The sequence below is a fragment of the Cupriavidus sp. 05L310 genome (assembly GCF_056398185.1).
The window spans coordinates 135,939-157,637 of the sequence record NZ_JBFTOX010000008.1 but is presented as its reverse complement, the minus strand read 5'-3'; the positions used below and the strand labels follow the sequence as shown (position 1 = coordinate 157,637).

The 21,699-nt window shown below is 64.0% G+C and carries 17 protein-coding genes and 2 tRNA genes; 9 read left to right on the top strand and 10 right to left on the bottom strand.

Translation table 11 applies throughout. The features are described 5' to 3' along the window. Nucleotides 1-323: 323 nt before the first annotated feature. The 3 genes from AC1DS6_RS08050 to acs all read right to left on the bottom strand — a co-directional run bounded on the left by AC1DS6_RS08050 (nt 324) and on the right by acs (nt 4,598). A tRNA-Ser gene (locus AC1DS6_RS08050) sits at nt 324-414 on the bottom strand. Between the two features lie 62 nt (nt 415-476). Then, complete coding sequence (locus tag AC1DS6_RS08045) at nt 477-2,528, bottom strand: sodium:solute symporter family protein (RefSeq protein WP_477102375.1); 2,052 nt, start codon at nt 2,526-2,528, stop codon at nt 477-479. 87 nt (nt 2,529-2,615) lie between these two features. After that, a complete protein-coding gene (gene acs, locus AC1DS6_RS08040) occupies nt 2,616-4,598 on the bottom strand; it encodes an acetate--CoA ligase (RefSeq protein ID WP_477102374.1) in 1,983 nt (660 codons plus the stop codon). A gap of 393 nt (nt 4,599-4,991) precedes the next feature. Here acs and AC1DS6_RS08035 point away from each other — a divergent pair, with 393 nt between their 5' ends. From AC1DS6_RS08035 to murI, 3 genes are all read left to right on the top strand, one after another. Further along, nucleotides 4,992-5,918, top strand: coding sequence for a DMT family transporter (locus AC1DS6_RS08035; RefSeq protein WP_441632585.1), 927 nt, complete (start codon nt 4,992-4,994; stop codon nt 5,916-5,918). A 151-nt stretch (nt 5,919-6,069) separates the two neighbouring features. Further along, nucleotides 6,070-7,593: a fumarate hydratase gene (locus tag AC1DS6_RS08030; protein WP_276287777.1), complete on the top strand. Its 1,524-nt coding sequence runs from the start codon at nt 6,070-6,072 to the stop codon at nt 7,591-7,593. A 120-nt stretch (nt 7,594-7,713) separates the two neighbouring features. Further along, nucleotides 7,714-8,526 carry a glutamate racemase gene (gene murI, locus AC1DS6_RS08025; protein WP_441632582.1) on the top strand — a complete coding sequence of 271 codons (813 nt, stop codon included), beginning with the start codon at nt 7,714-7,716 and terminating at the stop codon, nt 8,524-8,526. A 21-nt stretch (nt 8,527-8,547) separates the two neighbouring features. On the opposite strand, the gene AC1DS6_RS08020 is transcribed toward murI, so the two are convergent. Continuing rightward, entirely contained in the window at nt 8,548-10,848 is a 2,301-nt protein-coding gene (locus AC1DS6_RS08020) for an AAA family ATPase (protein WP_441632580.1), read from the bottom strand. A gap of 431 nt (nt 10,849-11,279) precedes the next feature. On the opposite strand from AC1DS6_RS08020, the gene AC1DS6_RS08015 reads away from it, so the two are divergent. The 4 genes from AC1DS6_RS08015 to AC1DS6_RS08000 all read left to right on the top strand — a co-directional run bounded on the left by AC1DS6_RS08015 (nt 11,280) and on the right by AC1DS6_RS08000 (nt 13,737). Beyond that, nucleotides 11,280-11,936, top strand: a complete 657-nt coding sequence (locus AC1DS6_RS08015; RefSeq protein WP_441632578.1) for an energy transducer TonB — start codon at nt 11,280-11,282, stop codon at nt 11,934-11,936. Nucleotides 11,937-11,965: 29 nt separating this feature from the next. After that, entirely contained in the window at nt 11,966-12,694 is a 729-nt protein-coding gene (locus AC1DS6_RS08010; protein WP_441632576.1) for a MotA/TolQ/ExbB proton channel family protein, read from the top strand. Nucleotides 12,695-12,723: 29 nt separating this feature from the next. Next, nucleotides 12,724-13,137: an ExbD/TolR family protein gene (locus AC1DS6_RS08005; protein WP_441632575.1), complete on the top strand. Its 414-nt coding sequence runs from the start codon at nt 12,724-12,726 to the stop codon at nt 13,135-13,137. Between the two features lie 267 nt (nt 13,138-13,404). Then, on the top strand, nt 13,405-13,737 hold the full coding sequence (locus AC1DS6_RS08000) for a hemin uptake protein HemP (protein ID WP_441632573.1): 333 nt from the start codon (nt 13,405-13,407) through the stop codon (nt 13,735-13,737). Nucleotides 13,738-13,992: 255 nt separating this feature from the next. Here AC1DS6_RS08000 and AC1DS6_RS07995 read toward each other — a convergent pair whose 3' ends face one another. The 3 genes from AC1DS6_RS07995 to AC1DS6_RS07985 form a co-directional block, all read right to left on the bottom strand. After that, nucleotides 13,993-14,400, bottom strand: a complete 408-nt coding sequence (locus AC1DS6_RS07995) for a heme-binding protein (RefSeq protein WP_276287392.1) — start codon at nt 14,398-14,400, stop codon at nt 13,993-13,995. A 195-nt stretch (nt 14,401-14,595) separates the two neighbouring features. Then, nucleotides 14,596-14,853, bottom strand: a complete 258-nt coding sequence (locus AC1DS6_RS07990) for a hypothetical protein (protein WP_276287391.1) — start codon at nt 14,851-14,853, stop codon at nt 14,596-14,598. A gap of 280 nt (nt 14,854-15,133) precedes the next feature. Then, complete coding sequence (locus AC1DS6_RS07985) at nt 15,134-15,472, bottom strand: hypothetical protein (RefSeq protein WP_477102373.1); 339 nt, start codon at nt 15,470-15,472, stop codon at nt 15,134-15,136. Between the two features lie 218 nt (nt 15,473-15,690). Here AC1DS6_RS07985 and AC1DS6_RS07980 point away from each other — a divergent pair. Continuing rightward, nucleotides 15,691-15,777: transfer RNA gene (locus tag AC1DS6_RS07980), tRNA-Leu, on the top strand. Nucleotides 15,778-15,833: 56 nt separating this feature from the next. On the opposite strand, the gene AC1DS6_RS07975 is transcribed toward AC1DS6_RS07980, so the two are convergent. Then, nucleotides 15,834-16,925: a YeiH family protein gene (locus AC1DS6_RS07975; protein ID WP_441632569.1), complete on the bottom strand. Its 1,092-nt coding sequence runs from the start codon at nt 16,923-16,925 to the stop codon at nt 15,834-15,836. A 125-nt stretch (nt 16,926-17,050) separates the two neighbouring features. On the opposite strand from AC1DS6_RS07975, the gene AC1DS6_RS07970 reads away from it, so the two are divergent. Then, nucleotides 17,051-17,953 (top strand): LysR family transcriptional regulator, encoded by a 903-nt coding sequence (locus AC1DS6_RS07970; RefSeq protein WP_045235563.1) that lies wholly within the window; start codon nt 17,051-17,053, stop codon nt 17,951-17,953. An 18-nt stretch (nt 17,954-17,971) separates the two neighbouring features. Here the strand turns inward: AC1DS6_RS07970 and AC1DS6_RS07965 are convergent, their stop codons facing one another. Together AC1DS6_RS07965 and AC1DS6_RS07960 are read right to left on the bottom strand one after the other, a co-directional pair. After that, nucleotides 17,972-19,210, bottom strand: a complete 1,239-nt coding sequence (locus tag AC1DS6_RS07965; protein ID WP_477102372.1) for a cation:proton antiporter domain-containing protein — start codon at nt 19,208-19,210, stop codon at nt 17,972-17,974. Between the two features lie 492 nt (nt 19,211-19,702). Further along, nucleotides 19,703-21,247 (bottom strand): methyl-accepting chemotaxis protein, encoded by a 1,545-nt coding sequence (locus tag AC1DS6_RS07960; protein ID WP_441632563.1) that lies wholly within the window; start codon nt 21,245-21,247, stop codon nt 19,703-19,705. Nucleotides 21,248-21,699 lie beyond the last annotated feature (452 nt).

Sequence of the window (21,699 nt, the reverse complement as noted above, 5' to 3'; positions counted from 1 at the left end):
ATAGGCATGCAAGTCCGAACCGGATCCCAGTGAGTTTGCCGACCCGGTTCGGATCCCCCCGCAGTTGCGGGAAACAACAAGCACCTCCACGAGGTGCTTTTTTATTGCCCGGAGCGAACCTTGGGAACGGACTGCAGACCCAGGCCCCGCTTTCGCTGGCCGGCGGAGCACAACGAAGCGGAGCTACCGGCGCAAACCCGAACGCATTGCAACGCCGCAGACAGACAAAGAAAAAGGGCTGGGCCATCGTTTCCAATGACCCAGCCCTTGATCCATGACCCACGGGTTAAGAAGCGCTAACCCGCAAAGCCTTACAGTATAAGTGGCGGAGAGACGGGGATTCGAACCCCGGATAGGCTATTAACCTATACACGCTTTCCAGGCGTGCGACTTAAACCGCTCATCCATCTCTCCAGCAAGTCCACGAGTATATCAGAGGGTTATCCGGAAAATCTAGTGTTTCCTGCTCCGCCGGCCTAACCACGCCGCAGGTACGTCACCAGCCGGTCGATCACCGGGGCGTTGCGTGGTGTCAGGAGGCTGACCAGGATCGCCACGGCAAACCCGGCTGGCACGCCGAATGCGCCGGAGGCGATCGGGTCCACGCCGAACCAGCGGTTGCCGAAGATGCCCGTCATCCGGGTAAAGAACGGATAGTTGACGAAAATATAGTAGATCGACACGCTCAGCCCCGCCACCATCCCGGCGACCGCCCCCGCGGCTGTGGTGCGGCGCCAGAAGATCGCCAGCACCAGCACCGGGAAGAAACTGGAGGCCGCCAGCGAGAATGCCGCGCCGACCAGGAAAAGGATATTGCCGGGCCGCAGCGACGTGACGTAGGAGGCAAACAGCGCCACCCCGAGCAGCACGATCTTGGCGGTGGTGACGCGGCGCTGGTGGCTCGCGGTGCGGTCGATCATGTGATAGAAAACGTCGTGCGAGAGCGCATTGGCGATGGTGAGCAGCAGGCCGTCCGCGGTGGACAACGCCGCCGCCAGCGCACCGGCGGCAACCAGCCCCGAGACCACATAGGGCAAGCCGGCGATCTCCGGCGCGGCCAGCACGATCATGTCCGGCTGGATCAGGATCTCCGCCCACTGCACGATGCCGTCGCCATTGACATCGCGAATACCGAAGACGGGCGGGTCGACCTTGCGCCACTGCACCACCCACTGCGGCAACTCCGCGTACGGCGTGCCAACCAGGTGCTGGAAGAATTCGTACTTGACCAGCGCCGCGAGCGCCGGCGCGGAGACGTACAGCAGCGCGATGAAAAACACTGCCCAGGCCACCGAGTTGCGAGACTCCTTCACTGAAGGCGTGGTGTAGAGCCGGGTCAGGATATGCGGCAGGCTGGCCGTGCCAAGCATCAGGCAGAACACCAGCAACACGAAATTCAGCCGCTTGGTCTTGCGCTCTTCCTCCGAGGGCGACGGGTACGGTTCGGTCGACGGAATGGAGGGTTGGCTGCGCGCCAGGGCCTCCTCGCGCTGCTGGTTCCATTGCTGATGGGCTGTGGCGACATCGCGCGGAAATTCGATCCGTTCGCGCTCGACCGTCTTGATCTCGCGCAGCGGCGCGTTGCGCAAGCGCAGTTCCTGCAGGCGCGCGGACAACGCGTTGCGTTCGTCGTCGAACGATTGCGGCAACCTGGCGATGCGCTCCTGCATCTGGATGGCCTGCTGGCGATAGTGTTCGCGCACGGCCTGCTCGGCCGGGTCGCGCTCTATGCTGCGCTCGCGTGTGTCGATCTGCTGCAGCAGCGTGCCGTAGCTCAATTGCGGCATCACTTCGTGATGATGCTTCCAGGCAATCATCGAGACCGTCACCAGGAAGGCCACGATCAGCATGATGTATTGCGCGACCTGGGTCCACGTCACCGCGCGCATGCCGCCGAGGAATGAGCAGACCAGTATCCCCGCCAGGCCGAAGAACACACCGACGGCAAACTCCACGCCGATAAAGCGGGTGACGATCAGCCCTACCCCCTGGATCTGCGCTACCAGGTAGACGAAGGAACACAGCGACGCCGCCATCACGGCGATCGCGCGCACCGGCATGTTGCCGCCGGGCTTGCCGTTGCCATAGCGCGCGGCCAGGAAGTCGGGGATGGTGTAGCCGCCATACTTGCGCAGATAGGGCGCAAGCAGGAAGGCAACCAGGCAATAGCCGCCGGTCCAGCCCATCACATAGGCCAGGCCTTCGTAGCCCGACGCGAACAGGATGCCGGCCAGGCCGATGAAGGACGCCGCGCTCATCCAGTCGGCGGCGATCGCCATGCCGTTGAACAGCGCGGGGACGCGCCGTCCGGCTACATAGTATTCATTGAGGTCAGAGGTACGGCAGATCAGCCCGATGCACGCATAGATGGCGATGGTGACGAACAGGAAGACGTAACCGAGCCAGAGTGCATCGCCGCTGGAGCGCTCCAGCAGGCCCATCATGCCGATAAAGACAAACAGGCCGATCGTGAACAAGCCGTAGTACAGCAGCAGCCGTCGGCGAAAGCGCGACTGTTCGTCGGGCATGAGAGCAGTGGTTAAACAGGCGGGGTGGATGCGGAGGAAACCTGCCGGCACGCGCATGGCGCGCCGGCAGGTTGGCCGGGAACCCCGTTATTGTGCCTGCTTGAGCTGGTCCAGGATGGCGGGGTTTTCCAGGGTGGACGTGTCCTGGGTGATTTCTTCGTTCTTCGCGAGCGAGCGCAACAGGCGCCGCATGATCTTGCCGGAGCGCGTCTTGGGCAGGTTATCGCCGAAGCGGATGTCCTTGGGCTTGGCGATCGGGCCGATCTCCTTGCCCACCCAGTTGCGCAACTCGGCGGCGATCTGCTTGGCCTCTTCCTCGTTCGGACGGGAACGCTTGAGCACCACGAAGGCGCAGATGGCCTCGCCGGTCATGTCGTCCGGACGGCCAACCACCGCGGCTTCGGCCACGATCGGGTTGGACACCAGCGCGGACTCGATCTCCATCGTGCCCATGCGGTGACCCGAGACATTGAGCACGTCGTCGATGCGGCCCATGATGGTGAAGTAGCCGGTATCCTTGTCGCGGATCGAACCGTCGCCGGCGAGATAATGCTTGCCACCGAGTTCTTCCGGGAAGTAGCTCTTCTTGAAGCGTTCCGGGTCGCCCCAGATGGTACGGATCATCGAAGGCCACGGGCGCTTGACCACCAGGATGCCGCCACTGCCATTGGGTACGTCCTGCCCGGTTTCATCGACGATTGCCGCGATGATGCCTGGCAGCGGCAAGGTGCAGGAACCCGGCACCAGCGGCGTGGCGCCCGGCAGCGGCGTGATCATGTGGCCACCGGTCTCGGTCTGCCAGAAGGTATCGACGATCGGGCAGCGCTCGCCGCCGATATTGCGGTAGTACCACATCCAGGCTTCGGGGTTGATGGGTTCGCCCACCGTGCCCAGCAGGCGCAGGCTGGACAGATCGTATTGCCTGGGATGGATCTTCTCGTCGGCCTCGGCGGCCTTGATCAGCGAGCGGATCGCGGTCGGCGCGGTGTAGAAGATGCTGACCTTGTGGCGCGCGATCATCTCCCAGAAGCGGCCGGCGTTGGGATAGGTGGGCACGCCTTCGAACACCACCTGGGTAGCGCCGGCGGCCAACGGACCGTAGGCGATATAGGTGTGCCCGGTGACCCAGCCGATATCGGCGGTACACCAGAACATGTCGTCGGGCTTGATGTCGAAGCTCCACTTCATCGTCATCAGCGCCCACAGCAGGTAGCCGCCGGTGCTGTGCTGCACGCCCTTGGGCTTGCCGGTGGAGCCAGACGTATAGAGCACGAACAGCGGATGCTCGGCGCTGACGGGTTCCGCTTCGCAGGTCTCCGGCTGGCCGGCTGCGACTTCGTCCATCCAGCGGTCGCGGCCTTCGTTCCAGTTGACCTTGCCACCTGTGCGGCGGTACACGATCACATTCTTCACGGCTTCGCAGCCGCCCAGCGCCAGTGCTTCGTCAGCGATGGCCTTGAGCGGCAGCGCCTTGCCGCCGCGCATCTGCTCGTCGGCGGTAATCAGTGCCACCGCGCCCACGTCGACCAGCCGCTCCTGCAGCGACTTGGCGGAGAAGCCGCCGAACACCACGGAATGGGTCGCCCCAAGGCGGGCGCAGGCCTGCATCGCCACCACGCCCTCGATGGACATAGGTATGTAGATGACGACGCGGTCGCCTTTCCTGACGCCGAGCGCTTTCAGACCGTTGGCGAACTGGCAGACCTTGGCATGCAGCTCGCGGTACGTCACCTTGCTGACGGTGCCGTCGTCGGCCTCGAAGACGATGGCCGCCTTCTCCGCATTGCCGTTATCCAGATTGCGGTCCAGGCAGTTATAGGAGGCATTGAGCTCGCCGTCCTCGAACCACTTGTAGAACGGTGCATTGCTCTCGTCGAGCACCTTGGTGAAGGGTTTGGTCCAATGCAGTTGCTCGCGGGCGTGGCGCGCCCAGAACCCCTCGTAGTCGCGGTCGGCTTCATCGCATAGCGCCTGGTAAGCCTCCATGCTGGGGATCGCGGCTTGCTTGGCGAAGGATTCGGGGGGATTGAAAATGCGATGCTCCTGCATCACCGACTCGATGGCGGACATTTGTTTGTCTCCTGATATAGCGTGGCAGCCTGGCTGCAAGTTACGCTCGACGGCTTACTTAAACCTGACGCTGCAAAAGCGGCCCGCGCGCCTGTCCGCACCGATGTGCCGCCTGCTGCATCGCAACATGGATCGCCGCCGGGTATTCCGGCGCGGTACGTGACAAGACCTGCGGGCAAGGAAGTGCAGCCCTCTCCATTAGGCTAGCACAGCTATAATGCCGCGAGTCCTATTCCGAACATGGCGCTGCGGCATTGCGGACTCCGCTTGCAGGGATGCGCCTTGCACGCCATGTGCACGGCTACCGGATCGCCCTCTCCCATGCGCGCCATCGCGATCCATCGGGGGGCGCACCCCAAATCACCGTAGAAGCGCAGTTCCACCCCAAACCTCGTGCCCATCCACGCCCTCTTCCTGATTGCCGCCATGGCCCTTGTCGGCAGCAATGTCGGATTGGGCAAGGCCATCGTGGCTTACGTGCCGATCCTGCTGTTCGCGCTGCTGCGCTTCGCCATCGCCATTGTCTGCCTGGCGCCCTGGTACCGTCCGTCGCGCATGCGCGCAGTGTCGCGCGGCGAGTGGCTCAATCTCTTCCTGCAAGCCTTCTTCGGGACGTTTCTGTTCACGCTGCTGATGCTGGGCGGCGTGCGCCTGACCAGCGCCATGGCCGCCGGCGTGATCACCAGTACCATCCCGGCCACGGTGGCCCTGCTCTCCTGGCTGATCCTGCGCGAGCGGCTGTCGCGGCGCACGGTGTTCTCTGTGCTGCTTGCGGTGGCCGGCATCGCGGTATTGAACGTGGCGCGGGGCACGGATCACGGTGGCGGCAGCGGCGGCGAGAACGCCCTGGTCGGCAACCTGATGATCATGGGCGCGGTGATCTGCGAGTCGATCTACGTGATCCTCTCGCGGCGCCTCGCGCAAACCCTGGCCGCCATCGAGATCTGCGCCTATACGCACCTGATCGGCGGGCTGCTGATGCTGCCGCTGGGGCTGGTGCCGCTGCTGAGTTTCGATATGGCCTCGGCCCCGACGACCATCTGGCTGATGTTGCTGTGGTACGCACTGTCGGCCAGCATCTTCTCGTTCTGGCTGTGGATGAAAGGCGTGCGCCACGTGCCTGCGCAACTGGCCGGCGTGTTCACCGCGGTGCTGCCGATCGCGGCCGCCACGTACGGCATCGTCTTCCTCGGGGAAAAGCCGGGCTGGCCGCACGGCGTGGCGCTTGGCTGCGTGCTGGCCGGCATCGCGCTGGCAAGCTGGCCCGGGCCGCTGGCCCGCCGGGCCTGGCGTGCGGACCGGGACGAGGCGCGGCACTGAGACCAGCCTCGCAGGGTGCCGCTTTCGCCGCGCGGCGTGCACCCGGCATCACCCGAGACAATGTCGACACGCGCATGCAGCCCCGGCGCGGCCCCCCCTCCTCGGTGTATGATTCCGGGTTGAATTTCCCCTCGATTGTCCTCCCCATAAAATGACTGTCATCAGACAAGAAGACCTCATCCAGAGCGTCGCCGACTCCCTGCAATACATCAGCTACTACCACCCGATGGACTACATCACCAGCCTGGGCCGCGCCTATGAGCTGGAGCAGAGTCCCGCGGCCAAGGATGCGATCGCGCAGATCCTGACCAACAGCCGCATGTGCGCCGAAGGCAAGCGCCCGATCTGCCAGGACACCGGCATCGTGACGATCTTCGTCAAGGTGGGCATGGACGTGCGCTGGGACGGCGCCACCATGGGGCTGTCGGACATGATCAATGAAGGCGTGCGCCGCGGCTACACCAACCCGGACAACGTGCTGCGCGCATCCATCGTGAACCCGCCCGAAGGCGGCCGCAAGAACACCAAGGACAACACCCCCGCCGTGATCCACTATGAAGTGGTGCCAGGCAACACGGTGGACATCCAGGTGGCGGCCAAGGGCGGCGGCTCGGAGAACAAGTCGAAGTTCGTCATGCTCAACCCGTCCGACTCCATCGTCGACTGGGTGCTCAAGACCGTGCCGACCATGGGCGCCGGCTGGTGCCCGCCGGGCATGCTGGGCATCGGCATCGGTGGCACCGCCGAGAAGGCCATGGTCATGGCCAAGGAATCGCTGATGGACCCGATCGACATCCAGGACGTGATCGCCCGCGGCCCGCAGGACTGGATCGAGGAACTGCGCGTCGAACTGTACGAGAAGGTCAATGCGCTGGGCATCGGCGCACAAGGCCTGGGCGGCCTGGCCACCGTGCTGGACGTCAAGATCATGGGCTATCCGACCCACGCGGCTTCCAAGCCGGTGGCGATGATCCCGAACTGCGCGGCTACCCGCCACGTGCACTTCACGCTGGACGGCAGCGGCCCGGCCAAGCTCGAAGCGCCTGACCTGTCGGCCTGGCCGAAGGTCGAGTGGGCACCGAACACCGAGACTTCCAAGCGCGTGGACCTGAACACGCTGACGCCGGAAGAAGTCGCTTCGTGGAAGCCGGGCCAGACCCTGCTGCTCAACGGCAAGATGCTGACTGGCCGCGACGCTGCCCACAAGCGCATCGCCGACATGCTGGCCAAGGGCGAAAAGCTGCCGGTGGACTTCAAGAACCGCGTGATCTACTACGTGGGTCCGGTCGACCCGGTGCGCGACGAAGCCGTTGGCCCGGCAGGCCCCACCACCGCTACCCGCATGGACAAGTTCACCGAGATGATGCTGGCCGAAACCGGCCTGATCTCGATGATCGGCAAGGCCGAGCGCGGCCCGGTGGCGATCGAGGCCATCAAGAAGCACAAGTCGGCCTACCTGATGGCGGTCGGCGGCGCAGCCTACCTGGTGGCAAAGGCCATCAAGGAGGCCAAGGTGGTCGGCTTCGAAGACCTCGGCATGGAAGCCATCTACGAGTTCGACGTCAAGGACATGCCCGTGACGGTGGCCGTGGACAGCGCAGGCACTTCGGTGCACAAGACCGGCCCCGCCGAATGGCAGGCCAAGATCGGCAAGATCCCGGTGGCGGCGCTGTAAATCCGGCGTTGTCATTCAAGCCTCGCCGTGATAGCCATGCTGTCAGCGAAAGCCGGGTCATCCGACCCGGCTTTTTGCTACCTGACTTCTTGATTGCCTGATTTGCCTTCTTCCCTTCCCGTGAACAACGCACCCATCGGCATTTTCGATTCCGGCCTCGGCGGCCTGTCGGTATTGCGCGAGATCCGCGCCCTGCTGCCGCATGAATCGCTGATCTACGTGGCCGACTCGAAGTACGCGCCCTATGGCGAAAAGCCCGAGCGTTTTGTCGAAGCGCGCACGCTGCAGGTTTGCGAATGGCTGGTGTCGCAGGGCTGCAAAGCGCTGGTGATCGCCTGCAACACCGCCACCATGCACGCGATCCACACGCTGCGCGAACGGCTGACGCTGCCCATCATCGGCGTCGAACCCGGCCTGAAACCGGCTGCCGCCGCGAGCCGCAGCAAAGTCGTTGGCGTGCTGGCCACGGGCAACACCTTGAAAAGCGCGAAGTTCGGCCGCCTGCTCGCCTCACTGGAAGGCGAGAGCCGGTTCCTCTGCGAGGCCGGTGTCGGGCTGGTGCCGCTGATCGAGCAAGGCAATGTGGACGGGCCGGCCGTGCGCGAGAAACTGACCGCCTACCTGTCGCCGATGCTCGAGGCCGGCGCCGATACGCTGGTGCTCGGCTGTACCCACTACCCCTTCCTGTCCGACACCGTGCGCGAACTGGTGGGAGACCGCCTGACGCTGGTCGATACCGGCGACGCCATCGCACGGCAACTGCGCCGCAAGTTGGCCGAGCACGGCATGACCGCCGATGCCGGTGCCGTGCCCGTCGACCGCTATACCTCCACCAAGGACGCCGCCCACCTGCGCGCCATGGCAGCGGCGCTGCTGCATGTGGACACGCTGGCGGAAACGCTGGTGATCGAGCCCGCGCCCGCAGTCGACTGAGGCCCGCGCCGTCCCATCCGGCTACTGCAGGAAGCCCAGCGGCCGGCGCTGCCGCACATCGGGCTTGACCGCATGTTCCTGGCGCAACTGCGCCAGGAATTCATCGGGGGTCAACGTTTCCCCGAGCAACACGCACTGACGCTTTACCGTGGCGAAGTCGCCCGGCGTCAGGCAATCCATCTTCGCGAGCTCCGCGCGCATGGCCGGGTCCAGGCGGCCGGCATCGGTATCGAGCGCCTCCTCGATGAACATCGCGGTACGCTGGTCCGCCTTGAGCGGCAGGAAGCGGATCTTGAACGAGAAACGCCGCAGCGCCGCCTCGTCGATGCGCTCGAACAGGTTGGTCGTGCAGACGAAGATGCCGTTGAAGCGTTCCATGCCCTGCAGCATCTCGTTGACCTCCGACACCTCGTAGTTGCGCACCGCGTTTTGCCGGCTTTGCATGAAGCTGTCGGCCTCATCCAGCAGCAGCACCGCGCCGTCCTCCTCGGCACGAGCGAACATCGCGGCGATCTGCTGCTCGGTTTCCCCCACGTATTTACTCATCAGGTCGGAGGCGCGCCGGATCATCAGCGGCTGTTCAAGCGCGGCCGCGATATGCTCCGCAAGCGCGGTCTTGCCCGTGCCCGGCGGTCCGTAGAAGCACAACGTGCCGCGCTGCCTGGCCTTGAGCGCCTGCACGATCTTGCCGACTTCGTAGCGCGTCTCCAGGTTGAGGTAATCCAGGCGATAGTGCGTCACCACCGGGCGCCCTTCCACTTCCGGGCGCAAACCCATGGCGCGGTCGGCGTGGTCCAGTTGCCGCAGTATCAGCGCCTCCACCGGTTCGGCAACGCCGGGCCCCGCCAGTTGCACGAAGCGCGCCGCCGACTGCACCTGTGCCGGCGTCAGGGTCTTGCGCGCCGCCAGCGAAGCGATAAAGGCATCGCTCACGTCCAGCGTGCCGAGGTGCTTGCGGATAATGTTCTCGCGCACCAGCGGCGGCGGGATCTTCAGCTCCAGATGAAACTGGAAGCGGCGCAGGTAAGCCGGATCGATCTGGCGAATCGAGTTGGAGATCCAGATCACCGGCACCGGATTTTGCTCCAGGGTCTGGTTGACCCACGCCTTGCCGTTCACGGAGCCACGCGTGTCCTCCTGGCCGAACAGGCTGGTCAGCTCGCGCGCGCTGCCCGGGAACACATCCTCGACTTCGTCGAACAGCAGTGCCGTGCGCGGACGGCCACGCAGGAATGCCTGCGACACCTGCAGCGAGCGGTAACGGTCCTTGCCCGACAGGCTGTTGCCGTCACGGTCCAGGCAGTCCACTTCATACAGCTCACACCCTGCCTCGCGCGCGAGCAGCCGCGCGAACTCGGTCTTGCCGGTGCCAGGCGGGCCGTAGATCAGCACGTTCACGCCGCAGGCGTGCTGCCGCGTGGCGTTCGCGAGCAAGGCGGAGAGGTAGCGCGCATCGGTCTCGACGTGCGGATAGTCGCCGGTGCCGAGCGTGGGCGCGGCCGCCGGACGCGTGAACACCGCCATCATCTCGGCTTCATTGGCGTAATTGCCGAGCAGCACGTGCAACAAGCGATCCGACAAACGCATGAGGTCGCCGAGATCGGTCACACTGTTCTCGGGCAGTGGCTGCTCGATCAGGTTGAGCGTCTCCAGGCGCGAACCAGGCCGCAGCGAAGCGGCCACCGCGGCAGGGCTGGCACCGGTCAGTCCCGCCAGGATCTGGAAAGCCTCCTGGCTGTGCGCCACCTTGCAATCCACCATCACGGCGCGCAGATCGCGCTTGTATTTGGCCAGCGCCGCGTAGAGCAGCAGCTTGCGCTCGTGCTCGGGCAAATCCAGCACATGGCTGAGCATGTCGATATTGCGTACCAGCAGCACGCGCTCGCCGTCCAGCCGCGCGGCCAGCGCCGCCGCCGACGCGTCGAAAACGGCAAACATATCCTTGGCGTGGTGCTTGACGTACTCGTCCAGGTAATAAAACAGCGCGCTTTCATCAAAGGCGCTGTTCCATTGTCCGTGCCGCTCCAGGAACTCTTCCGGCGTCAGGCGCGCAGCGCCCTTCCAGGCAGGCATGTCGGCGCAGCGCGCGGCGAGGAAACGCTGCACGCGCAGCACCACGCCATAAGGCCACACCATCTCCTGGGCGCTGACAGTCAGGATGTCGTTGATATTGCTGCGCAGGTTGAATCTTGGTCCCAGCGAGCACACGACACGCAAGGCGAACTGGGCACACATCCAGTCAAGCGCGGAAGTACACGGCGCGCCGGCAGCGGCGCGCAGGAGTGTCGAGCGGTCGTCTTCGGCGAAACGGGTGAAGTCCATGGCCTGGTCCTCTCGCACGGGGGAGCGCCGTCACCGGCGCGGCGAATTGCTCTTCTTTTCCTATGCTAGCGCGCTTTGTGGCAGATCGGGCATTGCCGGCAACCCTGTGCCGTACGAGAACACGCATTTTGTCGCGGCGCCGGTAGTGCACGGCCAAATCGGCGTATAAAGACGGCTGCGCGGCAGCGCAAGAATGCGATGCACAAAAACGCCAACAAATAAGAATCATTATCGTTTATACTCATCGCCTGACACGCTGCCTCAAGAGCGGCGCTCCCACCGGCATCACTGTTGAAGGAGCGTTTATCATGGAATTGCTGCTTAGCTTGCTGGTCGGTTGTGGCATCTCGCTGATCCTGTTCTATCGCAAATAGGCCCTATCGCTAATAAAGCCGGCGCCGCGCCAATTCGCCGACATCTGCTGTTTTCTCATGTTCGATCAACGTTTTTTCAAGATCACGCTCGCCGTCCTGCTGTTCCACGCCGGACTGCTTTACCTGATCCAGAGCGGGCTGGGCCGTAAAATCACGGAGGCCGTGATCTCTCCGGAAATCGTCGCCCGCATCATCCCGCTCGAGCCGCCTCAGAAACCTGCCGTCGAAACACCCAAGCCCAAGCCGGAGACCCCACCCAAGCAAGTGAAGGTCACCACGCCCAAGCCCACTCCGCCGCAACCGCGCCCCACGCCGACGCCGGTGGCTTCGCTGCCGCCGACACCCAATGCCGTGGAAGCGCCGCCCGCGCCACCTGCCCCCCCGGCCCCTCCGGCGCCCGCCCCCGAGCCTCCCGCTCCGGTGTCGGCGGCGCCACGCGCGGTTGGCATCGGCGAAATCCAGTGCAGCCCGCCGCAACCCACCTATCCGTCGCAATCGCGCCGCATGGGTGAAACCGGCAAGGCCGTGGTTCGTCTGACCACGGACGAGACCGGCAAGGTGGTCAAGACTGCTGTCGTGAGCTCAAGCGGATCTTCCCGCCTGGACCAGGCTGCCGTGGACGCGGTGCAACGCATGCGCTGCAAGCCATATCTGGACAACGGTCGTGCCGTGGCGGTTACCGCCCAGCAGCCGATCGGGTTCGAACTCAACTGATTTCAATACCGACCTCACCAGGAACCAACATGCAGGACCTCGGACTCTCCCACCTCTGGACGCAAGGCGATTTCGTCATGCGTGCCACCGCCATCATTCTGCTCATCATGTCGCTGGCTTCGTGGATCGTGATTCTCACGAAGGCGTGGGATCTCTTCCGGCTGAAGAAAATGGCGCACGGCGCCGAAAAGCAATTCTGGCACTCCGACGATTTCGATCACGCCCTCGAAACGCTCGGCAGCAGCGACGCCAACCCATTCCGTTCGCTCGCCATGACCGGCAAGGAGGCCGCGCAGCACCACCGCGCCAGCCAGCCCCAGTTGCACGATGTGATGGACATCTCGGACTGGATCACCCGCTCGCTCAAGAGCGCCATCGACGACGCCGTCGCGCGCATGCAATCGGGCCTGGCTGTGCTGGCTTCGGTCGGTTCCACGGCCCCGTTCGTTGGCCTGTTCGGCACCGTGTGGGGCATCTATCACGCGCTGATCAACATCGGCGCCTCCGGCGTGCCGACCATCGACAAGGTGGCGGGCCCGGTGGGCGAGGCACTGATCATGACCGCCTTCGGCCTGGCCGTTGCGATCCCCGCCGTGCTCGGCTACAACGCACTGACCCGCGGCAACAAGGGCGTGATCTCGAAGCTCAATCGCTTCGCCCACGACCTGCACGCCTATTTCGTCACCGGTGCCCGTGTGCGTCCGACCAGCGCCCGCCCCGACGACAATAGCGTGCGCCTCGCAGTCAAGAACCAGTAAGGCCGTAGCAAGGCAACAAGGAAGTCATCATGGCATTCGGCACCCTCGATTCGGACGATGACGAAGTAATGAGCGAAATCAACATGACGCCGCTGGTCGACGTCATGCTGGTGCTGCTGATCATCTTCATCATCACCATTCCCGTGATCAACCACGCGGTCAAGATCGACCTCCCGCGGGCGACCAACACGCCCAACGATCCCAAGCCGCAGAACATCAACCTGTCAATCGATGCCAACGGCAAGGTCTTCTGGAACCAGGCGGAAGTAGACGAGCCGACGCTTGAGGCCAACATCGCCCAGGCCGCGCAGCAGCAGCCGCAGCCGGAGCTGCACCTGCGCGCCGATCGCGATGTGCGCTACGAGCGCGTGGCGGAAGTCATGGCCGCCGCGCAGCACGGCGGACTCGGCAAGATCGGGTTCATCACCGAACCCAAGCACTGACGGCTTGAACGCGCCGCATCCGCTGGAGCGGCAGCGCAACAGGCACAAAAAGGGCACTCCATGAAGTGCCCTTTTTGTTTGCCTGGAAAATGCGCCTTATGCCACTTATAGCGGCGCCGGAATGCAGGTTCGGCCGAGGCCATCCGCAATCAAAAATCTCTATTGTAATGATAACAATTCTCATTTAAGATTGAGCGACCTTGAACCCGGTCGTGGCAATACGCAGTCCCGCGTTGACACCACGGACCACCGGACCGGAGCCCACCGATGAGCACCCTGACCCTGCCGCTGTCGCAACCGCATGAAGTCACCCGCCGCCGCCTTTCCCTGCGCCGGGTTGAAGTCACCCCCAGCAAGCCTGCACAAGCGCGCCGCGAGAACCCGGCCAGCGCGGCGATCGAATCGATGAAATCTGCCGTAGCCGGCCTGCCCGCCCGGCTCGAAGCCCTGGTGCGCGATAGCCTCTCCGCGGCGCCGGCGGGCGATGCGGTGCCACTGGAGACGCTGATGCGCGGTAACAACCTGCTGCCCATCCTGCATAACGGCGAGGTCTACACGCTGCGCATCACCCGTTACGGCAAGCTGATTCTGACCAAGTAGTCGCACGGCGACGCGCCCTGCGCAAGCGTTCCCAGCCGCCCTGGCAACGGCCATGCAGCAGGTAGACGATGCGACGATGGAATGATGCGATGAGGGGAGTCTGGCTACCGGAACCGGCGCCTGGCAGCGAAACCCGTCGACAGGCTTCAGCATCGGGAAAGACAAGGACTTTCGTCCGCAACGAGAGGCGGATGCCGCGACAGTGAGCCTGGCTCACTGTCGGCACTACACTCTGCTCTGGCTCGCAGACGAGTCTCAGACGCCCAGGGCGGCGATACCCGCGCGCGCGATCTGCGCGTCTTCGGTCGACTTCACGCCCGACACGCCAACCGCACCCACGACCTGGTCATTAACCACGATAGGCACACCACCCTCCAGCATGCCTTGCATCACAGGCGCGGTCATGAACGAGTGGCGGCCGTTGTTGATCATGTCTTCGTAGACCTTCGACTCGCGACGGCCCAGCGACGACGTACGTGCCTTCTCGGTAGCGATATAGCTCGAGATCGGCGCAGCGCCATCCAGGCGTTGCAGCGCCAGCAGGTGGCCGCCGTCGTCCACGATGGCGATCGACACCGCCCAGTGGTGATTCTTGGCCTCGAGCTCGGCTGCGGCCAGCACCTTCTTCACATCATCTGCCGTCAGCACGGTTTTTTGCTGCATACCACTCTCCTCGAAAATCGTTTCAATGAGCCGGAAGTATAGCGCCACGGCCCTTGGCATGACCATGGGCCCGGCGGTCCGCGCCAAGCCCGTAAAAAGCAAAAGACCCGCGCCTGGCGGGTCTTTTGCATTACTACGGTTGCCGTGTGCGGACTGCCGTGGCCCTCAGGCGCCACGGACTTGCGTCCCACGAACTCAGGCTCCGTCGCTGAACTGGTCGCGGCGATCGCCTACCTTGGCGCCGTCGGTGAACGGATCCACCTTGCGAGCGCCGTCGGTGAAAGGATCGACCTTGCCCATCTTGGCGCCATCGGTGTAGGCATCGACCTTGCCAATCTTGGCGCCATCGGTGTACGGGTCACGCTTGTTGACGCCTGCGGCAAAAGCGGATGCGGAGAGTGCGGTGAGGGCGGTCAGTGCTGCAATCGCCACCAGGGTGTTCTTGATTTTCATGGGCGGGTCCTCTTGGGAATCGTGCTGGCTGGAAGGGCACCGGATGCGATAGCTTGCGGAATCTTTTCATCACGGTGTCACAGCAGCAGTATAGGTGGAAACCCTAATAAAGATATGAGCAACGGTTTGATCTGACTCTTCAAATTTTTTGACCCCACTCCCGACTATGGAACCTTAGCCGTCTAGCCGCGCCCAGTTTGCCTTTCCAAGCTGCACCCGAAATACAAAAGGGCCCCGGAGGGCCCCTTTTAACAACCTGCGTGGCGCAGGTCATTCATGCTTATCGCCAGTGGCGGTGGTCATGCCCATGCCCATGCCCCGGTGGGCCATAGTAGCCTCGTCCGTAATAGCCTCGGCCATAGTAGCGCGGACCGTAGTAGGCAGGGCCGTAATAGACGGGGGCCGGACGCACCACGACCGGGGGCGGTCCGTAGTAGACCGGCGCCGGTGCCATGACCACGGGCGGCCCGGCGACATAGGCAGGCGGCGGATAATAAGCCGGGCCACCCACGACCACGCCGGGCACACCGATCGCCACGCCAACGCTCACGTGAGCCATTGCCGCACCCGATGCCAGCGCTCCAAGCAAAGCGAGTCCTGCGAGCAACCAACGTTTCATGATCCTTGCCTCTTGCAAGTCGTTATTCGATAAGGCGTATTGTAGGATCCTGGAAATTTCCAGGTGAAACCGAGGACGCTACATTGTTACCAGGCGTAACAATAGACACTTAGGACACTTAGCCGCGTTCCGCCCCTGCACTTGGCACCAATCCCGGCAGACACCCGCGCGGAGCTTGCATCACCGCGCCCAACCGACCACAATATCGGGCTTGCCGTGCGGCCGTGGAGAAATTGGTAGACTCAGCAGACTTAAAATCTGCCGCCTTTACGGGCTTACGGGTTCGACCCCCGTCGGCCGCACCAGCATCCACCTCGCCAGGCCAGCCCAACGCATCCAACCCGCGACGCCATTGGCCCGATCAGGCCACCACCGCGCACAGCAGCGCCCCTCCCACCACCAGAAATACAAACAGCAGGCCAGCCAGCACAAGTGGCTTGCGTCCGGCGCGCAGCAAGGTGCCGATGCGGGTGTGCAGGCCAATCGCCAGCATCGCGCAAGCGAGCAGCCAGTTATCGAACGCCAGCAGGGTGGGCTTCCAGTCCTCGGGCACAAGGCCGGCGGAATGCACCGCCATGACCGCCACGAAGCCCACGGCGAACCATGGCACGGCCTTCAGGATCGCGCCCCAAGGCCGCGCGCCGGTTGCCCTTTCACCCTCGGCCCCGGGGGCACCCTTCGGCCACAGCGCGAGCACCAGCAGCAACGGCCCCAGCGCCAGTACGCGCACCATCTTCGTGACTACCGCGGCGTCCGCGGTGGCATCGCTGACCATCTTGCCCGACGCGATTACCTGAGCCACCTCGTGCAGGGTGGCGCCAGTATAGATACCGAACGTGCGCTCACTGATTGCCAGGTGCCAGTGCTGCGTGGCCAGTTCAAACAGATAGGGATACAGCAGCATGCCCGCCGTGCCAAACAACACCACGGTGGCCACGGCGACAGCCGTCTGACGGTCGTCGGTGCGCACGACCGACGCGACCGCGATGGCCGCAGCGGCTCCACAGACCGCGCTGCCCGCGCTGACTAGGATCGCTTCCCGGCGGGTCAGTCCAAGCAGCGCGGAACCGATCCAGACGCCCAACAGCATGGTCGACACCAGCATGGCCAAAGGTACCAGCACGCCGGCAAGGCCAAGGTCGGCGATGGCGCCGAAGGTCAGCCGCAGGCCGTACAGCGCCACGCCGAGCCGCAGCAACTGCTGTCGCGCCAGTTGCATGCCGGGCCCCAGCGGGGTCAGCCAGCGTTGCGGCAAGGTATTTCCGGCCACCATGCCGGCAAACATGGCTAGCGTCAGCGCGCTCAAGCCGAGGTGCGAGAAGGCCGGGTGGGCCGAGAAGACCATGGCCAGCCAGGCGATGAAACCCAACGGCACCAGGGTCAGGATCCTTGTCGGCCATGATGGCGGCTGGGCGCCAAGACTGGCAACTGCGGTCGAAGAGGTGGTGGACATGGCGGGATCCCTTACCCCTGCAGCCGGAGGGCTTCGGGGCGCGAATTAAGCATGTCCCAAGCCTACTTAGCTGGCGAAAACCTGTAAAACAGGTAATATCGCTATACGTTACCTGAATTTCAGATATGAACCAGCGCCCTCTCCGCCTGACCCTGCGCCAGCTCTCCGTCTTTGTCGCGGTTGCGCAGCACGGCAGCACTGTCGCGGCGGCCGACGCGCTGGCGATGTCTCAATCCGCCGTGAGCGCGGCACTGGCAGATCTGGAGAGCGCGCTGGGCGGCGCATTGTTTGACCGGGTTGCGCGCCGCCTCAGCATCAATGAGACCGGCCGCCTGTTTTTCCCACGTGCGCTTTCGCTGCTGGATCAGGCCCATGAACTCGAGCGCTTCACCGTCCAGCCCGGCGTACAACTGCGCATTGCCGCCAGCAATACCATCGGCAGCTATATCCTGCCCGGCTTGCTCGCGGGCTTTCGGCACGCGCAGAGCGGGCCTTGCGCGCTCGACATGCGCATCGGCAACACCCGCGAAGTGCTGCAGGCGCTGCTCCAGTTCGAAGCGGATATCGGGCTGATCGAAGGCACCTGCCACGAGCGAGACTTGCGCAGCGCCCATTGGCGCGACGATGTGATGGTGGTAGTGGTCAGTCCCGCACACCCGCTGGCAAGCCGGCAGGGCGACCTTGAAGCCTTGCGCGATGCGGACTGGATTGTGCGCGAACCCGGCTCGGGGACACGCGAGATCATCGAGCAACGCCTGGCCCCGCTCTTGGGCGAACTGCGTTTTGCCCTGGAACTGGGCAATTCCGAGGCCATCAAACGCGCCGTGATGAGCGGCTACGGTGTGAGCTGCCTGTCACTGCAAGTCGTGGAGGACGAATTGCAGCGGGGTACCCTGGTAGCGCTGCGCGAAGGCTTGCCCGAGGTAGTGAGACCGTTGCATCTGGTGGTCCACCAGGACAAATACCCGACGCAGGGCCTGCTGGCCTTCACCGAGTATCTCCGCCGCGACGCTGCCGGCGGCCACTGAACGGCCGCGCTCCCGCGCTCAGGCCGCCTGCGGATCACCCTCGCCCGCTTGCCTGGCGTTGTAGCGGTCGAGCAGGTGGAACAACAATGGATTGAGCACGATGGACAGCAGCGCGCCAGCCAGGATGAGCGCCTGCCCGCGCTCGGGCAGGATCTTCAGGTAGACGCCAAGGCCGGCAAGGATAAAGGAGAACTCGCCGATCTGAGCCAGGCTGACCGCGATGGTCATGCCGGTGTGGGTGGAATGCCCGAACACCCGCACGATGCAAAGCGCGGCGAGCGATTTACCCACCACGATGATAAACAGCGTGGCCAGTACGCCCCAGGGATCGGTGATCAGCACCATGGGGTTGAACAACATGCCGACCGAAACGAAGAACAGCACCGAGAACGCATCGCGCAGCGGCAGCGACTCCTCGGCCGCGCGATGGCTGAACTCGGACTCCGCCAGCACCATGCCGGCAAAGAACGCGCCAAGCGCGAACGACACGCCAAACAGTGAATAGGCGCCGAAGGCCACGCCAAGCGCGGTAGCCAGCACCGCGAGCCGGAACAGTTCACGGCTGCCGGTCCAGACGATGCGTTCCAGCATCCACGGAATAAAGCGTCGGCCGATCACCAGCATGACGGCGACGAAGGCGGCCACCTTGCCCAGGGTGGCAAGCACGGTGAACAAGATCTCGCCCGAGCCTGGCACGGCGGCATCCTGGCCCGCCACATCGCCAGACGGCATCAGCAATCCTGCAAGTGCCGGCAGCAGAACCAGCGTCAGCACCATGGCCAGGTCTTCCACGATCAGCCACCCGACCGCAATCCGGCCCTGCGGCGACTCAACCAGTTCGCGCTCCTGCAGCGCCTTGAGCAGCACCACGGTGCTCGCCACTGAAAGCGCCAGCCCAAAGACCAGGCCAGGCCCCCACTCCCACCCAAAGCCCCAGGCCGCGCACATGCCAAGCATGGTGGCGATGGCGATCTGCACCACAGCGCCAGGAATGGCGATCTTCTTCACCGCCATCAGGTCCTTGAGCGAAAAATGCAGCCCAACGCCGAACATCAGCAGGATCACCCCTAGCTCCGCCAGCTGGGGAGCCAGCGCCTGGTCAGCGGTATAGCCCGGCGTATGCGGTCCAACCACTATCCCCGCGCACAGGTAGCCGATCAGCGGTGGCAGCTTGAGCCGGTTGGCCAGCGCGCCAAGAATAAACGCCAGGACGAGGCCGCCGACGATGGTGCTGATGAGCGGGGTAGCGTGATGCATGCGTTCTGGGTTCCTCGTAGGTGGCCATGACGGCGTTGACTGGATGACCTCGCCCGCCCTCCCCGGCAAGAGCCCGGCGGGGACCACAAAGCAACCCCTTGCCTTCCTTGCGGCGTCGAGCGCCGCGCAGTGGCCAGGAGGTACCGCGCTGATTGAGGGAAAACGGGAACGGGAGTCTTACAGGGCCCGGGGGCAATCGCGTGGCAGTGGTCCATCCGGACAATGGCGCACAGTTCAGGCCAGATATCCCCCGAACGCCCCGCGAAGACTACGATATGGAATGTAACACGATCATCACTGCGGCAAAGCGGGGAATCGGGCCGGATGTGGCCCTTTAATGTTCCGGCTTATGCACACGGCACCGAATGGACTCGTGTCGAAGGAGCGGTCCGCTGTGGTCACCACCCGGAAGGAAGTCAGCGGGACCGCGTGCCAGGCCCGGAAACCGGCCGGACATAGCGTCCGGCACTACCGGGCCTGGCCCTCCCTTTGCTAGTTAGCAGCCAGCCGGAACGTCGCCACCGTATCGCGCAGCTTGTGGGCCTGCTCATCCAGCGACTGCGCAGCCGCGGCCGCCTGCTCCACCAGGGCGGCGTTCTGCTGCGTCACCTGGTCCATCTGCCCGACAGCCTGGTTGACCTGCTCGATCCCGGTGCTCTGTTCGCTGGAAGCCGCGGCAATCTCGCCGATGATGTCCGACACTCTTTTCACGGCCACGCGGATCTCATTCATGGTTCGCCCGGCATCTTCCGCCTGCGCCGAGCCGGTGCTTACCGTGTTGACCGCCGTATCGATCAGGTCCTTGATCTCCCTGGCCGCGCTGGATGAGCGCTGCGCCAGGCTCCGCACCTCGCCCGCCACCACCGCGAAACCGCGCCCCTGTTCGCCGGCACGCGCCGCTTCCACGGCAGCATTGAGCGCCAGGATATTGGTCTGGAAGGCAATGCCTTCGATCAGCGAGGTAATTTCGGCGATGCGGGTGGAACTCGTGCTGATCACACCCATGGTATCCACCATCTGCTGCACCGCCGTGCTGCCGCGCACCGCCACGTCGGCGGCATTGTCCGCCAGGCCGCTGGCCTGGCGCGCGTTTTCGGCATTCTGCCGCACGGTCACCGCCAGCTCCTCCATGCTCGCCGCGGACTGCTCCAGCGCTGCCGCCTGCTGTTCCGTGCGCGAGGAAAGGTCCGCATTGCCGGCGGCGATCTGATGGGCCGCCGTGCTCACCGAATCGGTCGACATGCGCACCTCCGACAGCGCCGAGGCGACGTGCTCGATCAATTCGTTGAAGGCAATCGCCGTCCGCCCGATCTCATCGTTGTGCCGCACCGATGCGCGCCGCCCAAGGTCAAGCGACTCGCTGACGTAGTGCAAGGTCTGCTCGATCTCCGCCAGGCTGCCGTGGATTCGGCGATAGAGCGAAAAACCCATCGCGCCGGTGATCACGAAGGCGGCCCCGATAATCGCGCAGAACACCGTCAGCGCCAGTTCGTACGCCTTGCGGTTGTTCTCGGCCACCTGCTTGCCCAAGGCGGCGTTGTAGGCAACGTGTTCGTTGATGGCCGTGCCCAGCGCCGTCGCGGCCTTGAAGAGCGAGCCACCCAGCAACATGCCCCGCGCCGCCTCGGCATCGCCCTCCGCAGACTTCTCCAGGAAACGCTCCCGCTCCACCCGGTACCGCTTCACCGCGGCCCGGTCGGCTTCCAGCAGCGCCCGGTCCTTCTCATCCGAGATGTCGTTGCGTTCGTAGGTGGCAACAATCGTATCGAAAGCCTGGTCAGCCTTCGCTAAAGCCGCCACGGCTTCCGCGCGCCCGCTCGCCTCGTCCGACAGGGCATAGGCGTAGAGCGATACGCGCATGCCGTTGACATTGGCCCAGAGGTCATCCAGCGTGCGTACGCTGACCAGCGTGTTGTCGTTGAAGTAGGAAAAGCGCTCCTGCGATGCGCGGAGTTGCCAGATGCCGCCGACACCGAGGGCAAGTATGGCGAACAAGGCCAGCGACAAGGTGGCCAGCAGGCGTTGAGTGATATTCATTACGCATAGCCGGCGCCCGCCACAGGGCGGGCACCGATTCCTGGAAAGGAGGATATTGAAATGACGCCCACGGGTCGCGTGCACGGCTCCTGCCGCGCCAAACCACCCACAAGCCCAGACAAATCTACTTTCGAAGCGCGCTTGCGAAGACTTCAGATCCGGCGAACCGTCTTTTGAACGGGTCTTACCTCCGTCTTTACGGCATCCGGTGGCATTTGCTGAAGCAAAAATGCCAGAAAACAGAAAATAAACGACGATAATAGGATAAGTCCTAAAAATAGCGAATGATAGGCGACAAAAGGAAGCAATGAACTGACAGCGCCAGGAGGTGCCGCTAGAGCCCAGGCAACGGTGCTGGCATGCGGGACGAGCAGCGCGGGGAGGGGGAACAGGAACGAGCAAGACGGAATTTGCCAGACAGTCGATGGGGCGAAAAGAGGGAGCAGGAGGAC

Excerpts from the sequence above, each read along its gene's own strand:
- AC1DS6_RS08045 (WP_477102375.1), bottom strand. The coding sequence starts at position 2,528 with ATGCCCGACGAACAGTCGCGCTTTCGCCGACGGCTGCTGCTGTACTAC.
- acs (WP_477102374.1), bottom strand. The coding sequence starts at position 4,598 with ATGTCCGCCATCGAGTCGGTGATGCAGGAGCATCGCATTTTCAATCCC.
- AC1DS6_RS08030 (WP_276287777.1), top strand. The coding sequence starts at position 6,070 with ATGACTGTCATCAGACAAGAAGACCTCATCCAGAGCGTCGCCGACTCC.
- AC1DS6_RS08020 (WP_441632580.1), bottom strand. The coding sequence starts at position 10,848 with ATGGACTTCACCCGTTTCGCCGAAGACGACCGCTCGACACTCCTGCGC.
- AC1DS6_RS08015 (WP_441632578.1), top strand. The coding sequence starts at position 11,280 with ATGTTCGATCAACGTTTTTTCAAGATCACGCTCGCCGTCCTGCTGTTC.
- AC1DS6_RS08010 (WP_441632576.1), top strand. The coding sequence starts at position 11,966 with ATGCAGGACCTCGGACTCTCCCACCTCTGGACGCAAGGCGATTTCGTC.
- AC1DS6_RS08005 (WP_441632575.1), top strand. The coding sequence starts at position 12,724 with ATGGCATTCGGCACCCTCGATTCGGACGATGACGAAGTAATGAGCGAA.
- AC1DS6_RS08000 (WP_441632573.1), top strand. The coding sequence starts at position 13,405 with ATGAGCACCCTGACCCTGCCGCTGTCGCAACCGCATGAAGTCACCCGC.
- AC1DS6_RS07995 (WP_276287392.1), bottom strand. The coding sequence starts at position 14,400 with ATGCAGCAAAAAACCGTGCTGACGGCAGATGATGTGAAGAAGGTGCTG.
- AC1DS6_RS07990 (WP_276287391.1), bottom strand. The coding sequence starts at position 14,853 with ATGAAAATCAAGAACACCCTGGTGGCGATTGCAGCACTGACCGCCCTC.
- AC1DS6_RS07985 (WP_477102373.1), bottom strand. The coding sequence starts at position 15,472 with ATGAAACGTTGGTTGCTCGCAGGACTCGCTTTGCTTGGAGCGCTGGCA.
- AC1DS6_RS07975 (WP_441632569.1), bottom strand. The coding sequence starts at position 16,925 with ATGTCCACCACCTCTTCGACCGCAGTTGCCAGTCTTGGCGCCCAGCCG.
- AC1DS6_RS07970 (WP_045235563.1), top strand. The coding sequence starts at position 17,051 with ATGAACCAGCGCCCTCTCCGCCTGACCCTGCGCCAGCTCTCCGTCTTT.
- AC1DS6_RS07965 (WP_477102372.1), bottom strand. The coding sequence starts at position 19,210 with ATGCATCACGCTACCCCGCTCATCAGCACCATCGTCGGCGGCCTCGTC.
- AC1DS6_RS07960 (WP_441632563.1), bottom strand. The coding sequence starts at position 21,247 with ATGAATATCACTCAACGCCTGCTGGCCACCTTGTCGCTGGCCTTGTTC.